Source organism: uncultured Gilvimarinus sp., from assembly GCF_963972205.1.
In the GTDB taxonomy this organism is placed as follows: domain Bacteria; phylum Pseudomonadota; class Gammaproteobacteria; order Pseudomonadales; family Cellvibrionaceae; genus Gilvimarinus; species Gilvimarinus japonicus.
In genome coordinates this window covers 24,280-37,582 of the sequence record NZ_CAXAUC010000018.1, presented here as the reverse complement: position 1 = coordinate 37,582, position 13,303 = coordinate 24,280, and the positions used below count along the sequence as shown (strand labels likewise).

Genomic DNA, 13,303 nt, shown 5'->3' with positions numbered 1-13,303 from the left:
ACAAGGACTTTCACCTTGCAAGTTCTGACAAGCTTCCTTGTCGCACTAACGCCGTGAGCAGGCGCGCGCGTTAGCGCGTCGACCTGACTTACCTTGTTAAAGCCGCGACGGTATGAACTTGCAGATACACACGTTGCGAAGCAATAGCGCAGCTTTAGTTTATTAATGGCACCGAAATAATAAATGAAGCCTCCGATGCTACGATTTTTATTACTGGCAACCTTTGCCGAATGCTCAAAGTTTGCCGTTTATAACTAACTTTATCAATGGCACCAAGAACGAAACTGCTGACATGTGATATTGCACGATATTTATTGCTGGATTGCTTGCTAGTGGCACGAACTACAACCCACCACAAAGTAAAACAGCTAACGCGCTTTAACGCCGCCAGCAACTGCCGGAGTGAATTGGCTGCTTTTTTGCGTATTTTTGCAAAAAAGAAGACAGTTTACGGAGGTCAGATTGACTGGCCTTGTTAAATGCTTTTCTCATTGATGCATGTAGCCTTTAAATTCTTGCAAGCTACCTGCGATTCGTATTGCTGTGTCTGGTGCCATGCCTATAGCCGGCATGTAAAACACTTCACCTTGCTCGTTAACCACTAAAAGCTCACCGCCACCATTTCCTCCAAAAGTTATGAAACCTGGAGCAAATTCTGGCAACTGATAGTCGCGATTGAATTCTTCGATTTCTTCCGGACGCCACAAAATATACCATTCTGGCTCTACCGAAAGCTCACCCTCGATAAAGCCTTCATTAGCCCAGTCCTTCAATTGTTGTTTAATTGCTTCGATGTTCATGGTTGCCATTTAACATTTGTATATCGTGCATGCGCGTTATCATTCCTAGAGCTCTCTCAAGAAATCCACACAAGCTCATGATTTTATTATACTTTCGGGCAATTACCAGCCAAAAACAATAGCGGCAATGTGTGCTTGCGCGTTATCCCGCTAGAGTTGGCCGGTTATCTCTCTGCCCGATCAGCCTAAGTGACTGATTTAACAATGATTGCTTTATAACGAAAACGGCAATCCGTGCGCCTTATAAAGCAAAGCGTGCGTCGATCTCGGTCACTTGGCAATACACCTGTATAAACACTGGATACGCGAGCACCACAATCCGCCGCTAACGCTAAGCTTAGCGCGGCAGTGCTTTAGGCACCATGACCGGGCGGCTTAGCCACTGCTCAAAACGCGGAGTAATGCGAGCGAGATTTTCTGACCACCAGTTGGCGTTTAACTCAATCGCTGTGGCTAGGTGCTCTTTTGCGGTGGGCAACCGCTGGCGCAGCTCGGGTGCTAGTTGCGCCATAGACGATTTTCTTACCGGGCCGTAGGGGATATAACGGGCCTGTGCGGCTAAGCTTTCGGTACTGCTGGCAAAGCGCAAAAACTCTTTTGCCCGCTTGGTATTGCGGCCGTTTTTGGGGATGGCCCAAACATCAAAAAACCACACTTGGTGATCCCAGATAATATCCAAAGGCTCGCCGCGCTGTACGGCGTCGTCGACTCGGCCACTGTAAACCGACGACATAACAACGCGGTTGGTTTCCAGCATACGAATGGCCTCTTCGCCCGTTTGCCACCACTGAATATGGGGTTTTATTTTATCGAGCATTGCAAACGCGCGATCGAGCCCGGCCTCGGTGGATAACACCTCGTATACGTTTTCCGGTGCGACACCATCAGCCACTAACGCCCACTCTAAGTTGACTTTGGGCGAGCGGCGCAAACCGCGCTTACCAGGGTATTTTTTTAGGTTAAAAAAATCGTCAAAAGTGCTCGGGGGTGTTTTAAATTGAGTGCGATTAAAGCTCACCACAGTCGAGCCCACCACGTTGCCCACACCGCACGGCGTTAAGCTGCCGGCAATAAAATCATCCAGCGCGCTGGTGCCATCGGGAGCGGGCGATAAGGTTTTGGGGTCGAGCGGTTCGAGCAGGCCCTCGTTACAGGCGCGAATTGCATCAAACAATTCTAAATCGACAATATCCCATTGCACATTCCAGGCGCGCACTTGCTTGCGAATATTATCGATCCCGCCACTGTATTGGATGACGTTAACGCGGGTATTGGACTGCGCCTCATAGGGGCGAATAAACCCAAGAATTTGGCTTTTGACGTAAGCGCCATCCCACGATACAACGTTCAGCTCTTGCTGCGCCGTGGCGGGCGCAACGGCGCCAACGGTTAGCAAAACACTTACTATTAACTTGTACCACATAGCCCTGCACCAAATTCCCATTACCAGTAAAAACCTACGTTGACGTTAAAGCGACCGAGCCATTTATCTTCACCACCGCCGGCCATAGAACCGTTGTCAAAATAAGCCATATTATTTGCCAAAATATAGTCGATATAGGTAAACAACGGGCCGCTACCAATGGCGCAACCGGTTGTGTTGATAATCGAGTCGAGCGAGCCGGCCTCGCGTTTAAACATGTGCGAGTAGTCGTTGTAGCAGGTGATGCTATCGATGGCTTGCCACGGTGATGGCACATTGTAGGCGACGTTGGCGACGGCAATATCAGCATCGGCCGCGATATCGTAGCTGCCGGCAAACGCACCTACCGTGATAACCGAATCGTCTACCCCCTCGGGGTTTTCTGGATCATACTGGTAGCTCGTCGCTTGCGCCTGAAAATTCCAGCGACCACAGCGGCTATCGACGTGAGCTGCGACGGCCCAGTGATCACCGCGGCTATCGGTTGTAGCGTTGTAAAGTTCGCCCGCCTCTAGCGAGCTGCCGACGGCGGTTTCGCAACCACTGCCCAAACCAAAGGTATAGGCCGCGCGGGCATTAAACTGGTTGGTCTCTTCGTTTTGCTGCTCGCCGTCACGAATGACATCAAATGAATAGCGCTCGGTATTAGTGGCATCATTGAGCTCTTCGTTTTTATAAAACGCGAGCTGTGTACTCCAGGGGCCATCGGTGCGCTGGTACTTTACCCCCATGTCGTAGTCATCACCCAGCCCAGCATAGTAAGGCACACCAAACCAAGAGTTATGCGCGGCGTAAGGCAATAAACCAAAAGGAACCTGGCTGACGCCAAATTGTAATTGGCTTTGATCGTCAAACTCGTAACCGATCCAGCCGTGATGCAGCACACTCATGTAAGAGTAAAAACGGTACTCGGCAGATACCAAGATGTTATCCAGTTGACCATCCACATTGAGCCGAAACACATCCAAGCCACCTTCACCGAGCCGTCCCTCAGACGACTCGACATAGTCGCGATGGACGAGGTTAAAGCGCAGCGCCCCGCCAATATCTACGCCCGAGGGATCGGGCTCATCGGCGGCGACTGCGCTGCGCTCGGAGCCAGACACTGCGACTTCTAAGTTTTGTACCGGCACCTGCGATCGCGCCTCAACTTGCTCGAGTCTCGCCTTTAACGCCTGAATTTCGCGCTTAAGAAGCTCTATCTCGCTTTGGGTATCGGCATCATCCGCAGCCCCCCATGTAGCTGCGGGGCTCAGCGCAACGATCACTGCCAACCAAAGCGTGCTTTTCGTTAACCTCACGAGCATCACTCCTTGTTGTTCGTAAACACCTAATCGTCGCGTTTATCCGACGGCTGTATGTTTTCTCGCACTGGCGGCGCTGACTGCGCTTGACCTTCCGGGCGGTCGACGCCGGGCTCGCGCTCCGGCGGCTCCGGTGGCGAAGCCAACATATCGTCGTGCTCTTCCATGCGCCAAGGCAAGATCGCCGGTGAGACATGCAAAAAGTGTAGGTGCTTTTCAAACTGATCGAGAATATCGGTAATAATATCCTGCTGATCAAAGCCGTAAATATCGTACGACTGACCGCCCCGGCGCAGGAATACCTCGGCGCGATAGTACACTTGCGGGTCGCCAATGGAATCTGGCATTTCTTTGGCCGCATAGTCTGGTAAGTCGTGCTCTAGCAAGCGAATTTCATACACAAAGTCGACTTGCTCGTCTTTTATAACCTCGAGATAAATGCGCTGATACTCTTCATCGGTATGCACTTCGGCGTTCCAGTTTTCTTTTATCAACTCACGCTCAACTCGGTGCATGGCCTTGCTAACCGTTGTTGCCAAAAACTCCAGCACTCGCTCCCGGTCGGGGAAAGTGACCAAGCCGTGTAAACGACGGCGCCATAAACCGCGCCCCCCGGTACCGGAAAACCGTTGCTGCACATCGGTTTTTAAACTGCGCTGATGGTGCCCCTCAATGGTTAACGCACGCCACATACCCAACGCGGCAATAATCATAATAATCGAGAACGGCAGTGCACTGACGATGGTCATCGTTTGCAGTGCACTCAAGCCACCCGCCAACAACAGCGACGAGGCCACAACACCTTCGGCCGATGCCCAAAACACACGCTGCCATACCGGTGTGTGCAGCGCGCCGCCCGAGGCCAGCGAGTCAATAACAAGCGAGCCGGAATCCGACGAGGTCACAAAAAAGGTAATAATCAATATGACGGTGACAAACGATACAATCGAGGTTAGTGGCAACACCTCGTACAGTTTAAACAAGGCGATTGCCTGATTGTTTTGCACCTCGCCAATAAGCGCGGTGTAACCCTCTTCCATAATTTGGTTAAGGGCGGTATCGCCAAACACCGAGAACCACATAAAGGTGAATATCGACGGCACCAGCATCACCCCCACCACAAACTGGCGGATGGTACGGCCACGGCTAATTTTGGCGATAAACAGCCCGACAAATGGCGCCCAGGCAATGGTCCAACCAAAAATAAACAGCGTCCAGTTACCAATCCAATCGCTGTGAGAGTAAGCCTCTAAGTTAAAGGTTCGCTCGACGATATTATTAAGGTAACTACCGGTGTTTTGCAAAAAGGTTTCTAAGATGTGAATGGAGGGCCCGACAATAAACACAAAAATCATCAAGGTGACGGCTAAGAACATGTTTAAAATCGAGAGGCGCTTAACGCCCTTATCCATACCCGCGACCACCGAGAAAATCGCCAACCCGGTAATTACCGCAATACAAATAATCTGCACCGTGGTGCTAACGGGAATACTCGGCCACAGGTAATGAATACCGGCGTTAATTTGCGCAACCGACAACCCGAGCGTGGTGGCAATACCAAACATGGTGCCCAAAATGGCAAACACATCCACGGCGTGACCAATGGGGCCGTATATTTTATCGCCAATTAATGGGTACAGTGCCGAGCGAATCGATAGCGGCAGCCCGTGGCGAAAAGCAAAATAGGCCAACACCAAGCCCACCAGGCCATAGATCGCCCAAATGTGAAAGCCCCAGTGGAAAAACGCAATTTGCATGGCCTGCTTGGCGGCATCGACTGTCTCGGGCGCGCCTTGCGGTGGTGATGAAAAGTGCAGCACCGGCTCGGCCACACCAAAAAACAGCAGCGCAATGCCGTAGCCGGCCGAGAACAGCATGGCAAACCACTCTGGAAAACTGTATTGCGGGTCGGCGTGATCGGGGCCGAGCTTAATGTTACCCCAGCGCGTCATTGCCAAGCCGACAATAAAGACCAAAAAGAAGGCAACCGACAGCATATAAAACCAACCAAAGGTATTGGTGATATACGCCAACGTCGTGCTAAACACTTTGCCCGCGAGGTCTGGATTGCTAATGGTACCCACCACCAACAAAACCATCACCACGACAGCGGGGATAAATACCGGAATCAGCACCGTCGAGCCGGCACCTTTGGTAGCGTCTTTTACAGTCATAGATCCTTCCAGAGTGTGTGCTTCATCAACTAACAGCCTATAGCCTAGCAGGCTGCCGCTTAGGTTGCACCCTTGGGGCCGGGCGCCACAGAGCGCCCAAGCCGGTCAGACGGGAGCATTTTTGCCAGTACCACCAAGGCCCACCGCACAGCGATAACACCGCCGGCGGGCTCGCGCGTCGCTAACAGAGCGCGGCTTCACGCACTGGATAAACTAACCCTAAGGGACATATACTGCCTACTGCGCTGTCCATTTTGAGTTTCTACCACCATGGCTGAGGTCATTCCCACTGAGAATTTTTCGCCTCTGAACTTTCAGAGGTTTGCCCCACACCCGCGGCTCGCGCCTTGGGTTCAGTGTCTTTGGTCAATCGGTACGCAGACGCCAAACGGCCATCAAAATATCGAAAAGTTTTATCCCGACGGCGGCGCCAGCCTGACCATTGGCTTATCGACCCACGAGCCCGTTATTACCTTCGAGCAAAACACCTGCACAAGCATGCGCTTGGTCAGGGCGACTGACGCCTGCGTGAGTATTCGCTTCACACCTACCGGGGCCTATTTTTTGCTCGGGCTCGAGCCGCAAGAACTTTCTGACAAACAGCTTTGTTTAGGCCGCGACTACACGCCGCAATGGCACAGCTCACTCGCGGTCATAGCAACGCGGCTATACAATCTGGACTTAGTGGCTAAAATTAGCGTATTGGAACAGTGGTTATTACAGCGACTAACAAAATGTGCAAGCCGCCAGGCACACACATGGAAGCTCGTTCACGCCATTAAAATGCACCCGCTACCAGCCGGCCAGCTAGAGGACCACTTAGGCGTCAATCGGCGCACACTAGAGCGAACGTTTAAACGCCAAATCGGGATTTCGCCCGGTCAATACATAGGCTACTGTCGCACCCATCAAGCGCGGCGCTTACTGGCCGCCAGCACAATGCCACTGGCTGATATCGCGCTGGAGTGCGGCTACTATGACCAGCCACATTTTTCTCACGCGTTTCAAAAAAGCACTTTCGAAACCCCCGCCGAGTACCGAGCGCGCAAGTTGTCGCAAATTTACAAGGCATAGACTTTATCGGCGGCTACGCTGGCACCTCAACGTTTATTCAAGAGGTCTGCGCCATGCACGAACGTATTTCTCAGCAAGCCGTTTACCAATATTGCCCGCGATTGGCCGAGCACTTATTGGCCTTAGGCAAGACGGATACAAACGCTCAAATTACATCTGGCATTATTCATCTGGTAAAGCTGCGGGTATCGCAAATTAATGGCTGCGGATTTTGTCAGCACATGCACTCAGCTGAGGCACGTAAAGACGGCGAGCGACAAGAGCGATTAGACGTATTGCCGGCCTGGCGAGAGCTCGCCTGCTTTACACCTCCAGAGCGCGCCGCGTTGGCGTGGGCCGAGGCCACCACCTTGATAAGCCAGCAAGCGGTGAACGACGCAACTTACCAAAATGCCGTGACACACTTTGGCGAAGCCGGCTTGATTGAACTAACAACGGTAATTTTAGAAATTAATAGTTGGAACCGAATCTCGGTTAGCCTGCAGTTTCAACCTGCGATCGCCGATTAAAAAACCGCGAAGGAGCGCGACTATGACCGTATTTAGCAAAGCCATTTGCTGGACTAATGTTGTATCCAGTGTGGCATTTTTACTGGGCAGCCTTTTATTTTTGCCACGATTTGCCCCTTACGCCACAACCGGCGTCTGGCTGTTTGCATTAGGCTCACTGTTAATGCTGATCGGCGCACTACACGCCAATTTCACCCGTGATAAGTAATGCGCTAACCAAACCAAGCCGCACCTCTACGGTTGCGGCTTTACATAGAACGGGAAATTCGCGTTACCTACTTTGCCCTTGCCGTCATAGATGTAGGCGTAAATACGGTAATCACCCTCTGCGGTTGGCGCGGTAAAGCTCAGCTCACCGTCTTGCTCTTTTATAGTGGCGATGGCGACCGCATCGGGCTTTTTCTCATAGGCGCCGCCTTGGCTGCGCACGTCTACCTCTTTTAACAGCTGCCACTCGTAACGCAGTGGATCTTCGTCGCTAACCGCCACCTTTACCGTCAGTGGCTGGCCGGGTTTTACGTAAACGCTATCGGCGGCCTGCTGAGCGTTAAGCGTTATTTCAGTAGCTCGCGGCGCGCGGTTGCTGGGGTATTGCCCTGTCCAGTAGCGGGTCAGCTCATCGACCCGAGCGTTAGGCTTGCCGTCGGCGTTGATCATGCCGTACCAAGTGGGTGTGCGCTCTTGTTTCTGCCCCCACAAAAAAGCAAACGAGCCAATCACTTTACCTGTCGGATTATTATCAAACGCCTGATGCAAACGCTCAGAGAAGGTCGCGGCTTTAACTCCGCTGGGCTCTTCAAGCTCGCGGCCCCACTCGGTGGTGGGGCGCTCCCAGTGACCAATGGCGCCATATTCGGTCACCATAAAGGGTTTGTCGATATTAAGGCCGGCGATTATCTCGGGCAAATTAGCCACATCGCCGTACAGTTGCAGCGAGATAAAATCGACATTGGGCGTGTAACGCATGGCGGTTTTAATATGCCGCTCGGGCGCGCCGGCAAAGGCGTAGGTCACCGGATGGTTCGGGTCTTCGCGATGAATGTAGTCGATCATCTCAGTAATGGCCTGATACACCTTGGGGTTAACGTCTTTGAGCGAGCCGTCATCGTTAAACAGCAGGTTGGGCTCGTTAGCCACCACCCACGCCAACAGGTTGGGGTGATGCTTATAGGCTTGTACCGTCTTTTTTAAACGCTCAAACTGCGCCTGAACCGCCGCCTCGTCGTTGTAATCAAAGCCGTGCAGTTCTTTATCGGTATTAAACCCCAGCGCCACCATCACGCCATTGTCGGCCGCGTCTTGCAATACTGCCTCAGCGTTGTTGGCGCTCCAAGTGCGGATACTGTTACCGCCTGCTGCGGTTAAAAGGCTCAAGCTGCCTTGGGCATTCCCCCCCAAACCAACACCTTTTACATCGTATGGCGCACCATCAACTAACAATTGGTAGACGCCATCGCGTTTAACAATCTCCACATGCTTTGGGGGCGCGACCGCACTGGCCGCCGATACAGCAAACGATGCCGGGGCGCAGGCCAGCGCCACTAATAAAGACGCCCCGAGAAGAGTATTTTTAAACATAAGCGAGCCTCATGGTTTTCTTCCATCAGAGCAAACTCTGGCGCCGTTTGCGGCCCACTAAGGCGCAGCCACAAAAGTGGGACTCAGAATCAACCATCTCTGCTCAATACCGGCCGCTACGCGCAAGTGCCTATCGCCCAACCCTTACTTTTTGCATTATAAATACTGCCCACAAAAAAGCCCTGCACAGGGCAGGGCTTTTAGAGTGACGCCGTGGCATCACAGCAGCGCAAAGTCGTACTCGCTTAACGCGAGCGCGAGCGTAAAAAGCACTTACTTTTTAGCGCGCTTGCGCTCGTTTTCAGTCAGCAGTTTTTTGCGCACCCGGATTGATTCGGGGGTTACTTCGACCAGCTCGTCGTCTTCGATAAACTCCAGCGCTTGCTCTAGCGTGTGGCGAATCGGCGGCGACAGGGTCAGTGCCTCGTCGGTGCCGGCGGCGCGGATATTGTTAAGCTGCTTGGCCTTGGTCGGGTTAACGCTCAAGTCGTTATCCCGCGAGTGAATACCAATAATCTGGCCTTCGTACACCTCGGCGCCATGGCCCAAAAACAGACGACCGCGATCTTGCAAAGTAAACAACGCGTAGGCCAAGGTTTTACCTTTAACCATGGAAACCAGCACCCCGTTGTGACGGCTGATGATCTCGCCGCCTTTTACCGGGCCATAGTGATCAAAGATACTGGTCATGATGCCCGAGCCGGAGGTCAGCGTCAGGAACTGACCGCGAAAACCAATCAGGCCACGCGACGGAATCATAAACTCCAGCTTAACGCGACCTTTGCCGTCTGGCTCCATGTTGGTCATTTCGGCGCGGCGCAAGCCCAGCTCTTCCATAACCGAGCCTTGGTGCTGATCTTCTACGTCAATGACAACGTGCTCATAGGGCTCGTGAATTTCGCCATCCACTTCGCGTTGAATAACTTCAGGACGCGACACACCCAGCTCAAAGCCTTCGCGGCGCATGTTTTCAATCAACACCGACAAGTGCAACTCACCGCGGCCCGATACCACAAATTTATCCGGGCTATCGCCCTGCACCACTCGCAGCGCCACGTTGTGGATCAGCTCTTGATCAAGGCGCTCACGAATATTGCGGCTGGTGACAAACTTGCCTTCTTTACCGGCAAACGGCGAATCGTTTACCTGAAAGGTCATGCTAACGGTGGGCTCATCGACCGTTAATGGCACCAGAGGATCGACGTTGTCGGGGCTGCACAGCGTATCGGAGATATCCAAGCCATCGATACCAGTAATACAGACGATATCGCCCGCCGTTGCGCGATCGGTCTCGACCCGCTCAAGGCCGTGGTAACCCATCACTTGCAATACTTTGGCTTTTTTATTGCCACCTTCGCGCTTGGCCACAACCACTTGCTGGTTGGGCGACAAGCTACCGCGCGAAATGCGGCCAATACCAATTACCCCAGTGTAGCTGTTGTAATCCAGCGCCGAGATCTGCATCTGGAAATCGCCGTCGATATCGACATCGGGGGCTTTTACGTGCTGGGTAATCATCTCAAACAGCGGCGTCATGTCATCGGCCAGATCGTCTGGCTCTGGGCCGGCCACGCCGTTTAGGGCCGAGGCGTAGATGATCGGAAAGTCGAGCTGCTCGTCGGTGGCACCTAAGCGGTCAAACAGATCAAACACTTGATCGACGGCCCAGTCAGGACGAGCACCGGGGCGATCGACTTTGTTAACCACCACAATGGGGTTTAGGCCTTTTTCAAAGGCTTTACTGGTCACAAAGCGCGTTTGCGGCATGGGGCCGTCAACGGCGTCGACCAACAGTAATACTGAGTCAACCATCGATAATACCCGCTCTACCTCGCCGCCAAAATCGGCGTGCCCAGGGGTATCTACGATGTTAATGCGGTAATCGTTCCAGCGGATCGCGGTGTTTTTGGCCAAGATGGTAATGCCGCGCTCGCGCTCCTGATCATTGGAGTCCATGATACGCTCGGCGCCTTCGTCGCGACGATCAAGCGTGCCAGACTGAGACAGCAGCTTGTCTACCAGGGTAGTTTTACCGTGGTCAACGTGGGCGATAATGGCGATATTTCGCAAATTTGCGATTTTAGATTGGCTGGTCACTGTAATGCTCTCGGGTGCGGAGGAAATGGCAGCGTCCCCTTAGCAAGGGCGATAGCGCTGAAAAGGCGCGCATTATACCTATCTAGTGCGCCGGCAGGAATCAAAAAGATCAGAAATCAGACAAACAGTGGCTATTTAGCTCGATAAAACGCACGTTAGCGCTATAAACCGAAGGCATTGGTGCCTTCGCCTTCCACGCCACGCACCGGCTCGCCATCGCCGGCGTACTGAAAACGCTCGATATGGCCACTGGAGGCGAGCACAAAACAGGTGACAAACAGCTCGCGCGATTTACCTTGGCGAGTGCTATCGGGGTAGACATCCGCCTCTAAAAAAATCTTGTACAGCTCGCCATCGGCCGACAACCGACTGCTGTAGCTGTCCATATGCATCACGCTAATACGATTTTTAAAGCTGGTTTTAAGCTTTTTTTCACAATTTAGCTGAGCATCAGTCATCGTTGCATGATGGTAACGCAGCCCCAGCGTACGGCCCATTTTGCCAGCAAAGTCGCCCACGGGGACATCCAAAACATGCAGCGTCGAGATAACCGATAGCGCCACAATCCCCAGCGCCATTAGCGCCAGTATCAGCAATTGCCGCAGCGGCGTTTTGCTGGGCACAGCTAAGCCCGAGCCGCCGGGCGAAACACACCAATATTGGTGTGACCATCATCCACCAAGTGCGAAGCGTGCAGCTGGCTCATAATGCCTTTCTCACAGTACAGGTAATACTGCCGGCCGGCCTCTAGTTGCGCCAAGGCATTATTGAGTGTGTAAAACGGAATTTTCAACACTTCAGCACCGTCGATTAACAGGGGCTTCAATTCTTCTTCATCGGGGTGACGAATATCCACCACCACTGCCCCGGCGGGCAGCACCTCTACCACCTCGGCGCTCGCGCCTTCATCGATGGTCTCGGCCAGCTCCCGCACATCCACCGCCACTTGCTCGGCAATGGCCTGCTCCAGCACCGCAAAATCAAATTTCGACTCCACGTACTCAACCTTATCGAGCCGCGCGCGGGTGGTGGGCTTAACCGAAATCACCCCGCAGTACTCGGGCATACTCGCGGCAAACGTCTCGGTACCAATGGTGCGCGAGATATCGATAATCTCGCCTTTATCCATTGTTACCAACGGCCGCAACACCAGCGTGTCGGTCACCCGGTCAATCACACTTAAGTTGGGCAGCGTTTGGCTGGACACCTGGGCGACGCTCTCGCCGGTTACTAATGCCGGCAACTTGGCCGACTCGGCTACCGCGCTGGCGGCGCGCATCATCATGCGCTTAAGCACCACCCCCATATAGGAGTTGTCGACGTGCTGCAAAATCTCAGACACCACCCCCTCAAACGGGATGGTGACAAATTTAACCGGGTGCGAGGCGCCGTATTTTTGCCACAGATAATAGGCCACCTCTTTAACGCCGATCTCGTGCTGGCGGCCGCCTAGATTAAAAAAGCAAAAGTGGGTGCGAATACCGCGCTTCATGGTCAAGTAGGTCGATACCGTAGAGTCAAAGCCCCCCGAGATAAGCGACAATACTGACTCCTGTGAGCCCAGCGGATAACCGCCCAGCCCCCGGCACTGACGCGCCACCACAAACAGCCGCTCTTGCTTAACCTCTAGCCGCACCGTGATATCGGGTTTTTTTAGCGCGACACCGGCGTTCTCGGTATGCTGCGCCAAGCCGCCACCCACGTAACGCTCGACATCAGTCGAGGTAAAGTCGTGGTTGCCGCTGCGCTTAACCCGCACGCAAAAGGTGCGTCCGGCGAGCGAGTCACCCCAGTTTTCTAAAGTTTTTTCGTAAATATCGTGTAAATCACCCAGCGGATACTCCACCACATGCAGGTAATTACCAATACCTGGGGTGCGCCCTAGTACCTCGGCCACTTGCGCCTCACGCTGCAGCCGAGCCGCGTCATCTAGGCCGGAGTCATCGGCGGTGATTTCGATTTTCTCCCAGTCGCGCTGAACCTTGATATCGCGATCAATCCCCGCGAGAAGTGTGCGCAAGTTGTCGCGCAGCTGCCGGATAAAACGTTTGCGAACCGGCGGGCTCTTAATAATTATTTCTGGGAAAACCTTGACGATGAAATGCATGAAAGCCTACTGTAAGCGCGCGGTAAAAGCGCTACAGTATAATGCATGGGCGAAGGCGAGACAAAACACAGCAAAACCACAAGGCACCATTTTGGCGCACAGCCCACGCAGCGACGCACCACATTGGCGCGCTACGCGTGCGCAATCGACTCAACATCTGTGCTTCAGCCGCGCACTTGCCGTGCTACACTGGCGCCCTGCTCGGTGGCATACTTCTTGCCCTAAGCCAGAGACAAA

11 protein-coding genes are annotated in these 13,303 nt (G+C 53.2%); 3 read left to right on the top strand and 8 right to left on the bottom strand.

Going from position 1 to position 13,303, the window contains the following annotated elements; all coding sequences use genetic code 11:
• Window positions 1-488: 488 nt before the first annotated feature.
• The 4 genes from AACY82_RS16915 to AACY82_RS16900 form a co-directional block, all read right to left on the bottom strand.
• The gene (locus tag AACY82_RS16915) at window positions 489-800 is read right to left on the bottom strand and encodes an SMI1/KNR4 family protein (protein ID WP_339618029.1); all 312 of its coding nucleotides are present in this window, start codon (window positions 798-800) and stop codon (window positions 489-491) included.
• Window positions 801-1,137: 337 nt separating this feature from the next.
• Entirely contained in the window at window positions 1,138-2,223 is a 1,086-nt protein-coding gene (locus AACY82_RS16910; RefSeq protein ID WP_339618028.1) for an ABC transporter substrate-binding protein, read from the bottom strand.
• A gap of 20 nt (window positions 2,224-2,243) precedes the next feature.
• Window positions 2,244-3,524, bottom strand: coding sequence for a hypothetical protein (locus tag AACY82_RS16905; protein ID WP_339618027.1), 1,281 nt, complete (start codon window positions 3,522-3,524; stop codon window positions 2,244-2,246).
• Between the two features lie 29 nt (window positions 3,525-3,553).
• Entirely contained in the window at window positions 3,554-5,701 is a 2,148-nt protein-coding gene (locus AACY82_RS16900) for a BCCT family transporter (RefSeq protein WP_339618026.1), read from the bottom strand.
• Window positions 5,702-5,971: 270 nt separating this feature from the next.
• Here AACY82_RS16900 and AACY82_RS16895 point away from each other — a divergent pair, with 270 nt between their 5' ends.
• Genes AACY82_RS16895 through AACY82_RS16885 form a run of 3 tightly spaced genes read left to right on the top strand, consistent with a single transcriptional unit; the run spans window position 5,972 to window position 7,492 of the window.
• Entirely contained in the window at window positions 5,972-6,775 is an 804-nt protein-coding gene (locus AACY82_RS16895; protein ID WP_339618025.1) for a helix-turn-helix transcriptional regulator, read from the top strand.
• Between the two features lie 53 nt (window positions 6,776-6,828).
• Window positions 6,829-7,284 carry a carboxymuconolactone decarboxylase family protein gene (locus AACY82_RS16890; RefSeq protein ID WP_339618024.1) on the top strand — a complete coding sequence of 152 codons (456 nt, stop codon included), beginning with the start codon at window positions 6,829-6,831 and terminating at the stop codon, window positions 7,282-7,284.
• A gap of 22 nt (window positions 7,285-7,306) precedes the next feature.
• A complete protein-coding gene (locus AACY82_RS16885) occupies window positions 7,307-7,492 on the top strand; it encodes a YrhK family protein (protein WP_339618023.1) in 186 nt (61 codons plus the stop codon).
• Between the two features lie 26 nt (window positions 7,493-7,518).
• On the opposite strand, the gene AACY82_RS16880 is transcribed toward AACY82_RS16885, so the two are convergent.
• The 4 genes from AACY82_RS16880 to thiI all read right to left on the bottom strand — a co-directional run bounded on the left by AACY82_RS16880 (window position 7,519) and on the right by thiI (window position 13,066).
• On the bottom strand, window positions 7,519-8,862 hold the full coding sequence (locus tag AACY82_RS16880) for a glycoside hydrolase family 2 TIM barrel-domain containing protein (protein ID WP_339618022.1): 1,344 nt from the start codon (window positions 8,860-8,862) through the stop codon (window positions 7,519-7,521).
• Window positions 8,863-9,135: 273 nt separating this feature from the next.
• Complete coding sequence (typA, locus tag AACY82_RS16875) at window positions 9,136-10,959, bottom strand: translational GTPase TypA (protein WP_339618021.1); 1,824 nt, start codon at window positions 10,957-10,959, stop codon at window positions 9,136-9,138.
• Between the two features lie 161 nt (window positions 10,960-11,120).
• The gene (locus AACY82_RS16870; RefSeq protein WP_339618020.1) at window positions 11,121-11,582 is read right to left on the bottom strand and encodes a hypothetical protein; all 462 of its coding nucleotides are present in this window, start codon (window positions 11,580-11,582) and stop codon (window positions 11,121-11,123) included.
• A gap of 2 nt (window positions 11,583-11,584) precedes the next feature.
• Window positions 11,585-13,066, bottom strand: coding sequence for a tRNA uracil 4-sulfurtransferase ThiI (gene thiI, locus AACY82_RS16865; protein ID WP_339618019.1), 1,482 nt, complete (start codon window positions 13,064-13,066; stop codon window positions 11,585-11,587).
• Window positions 13,067-13,303: the final 237 nt, after the last annotated feature.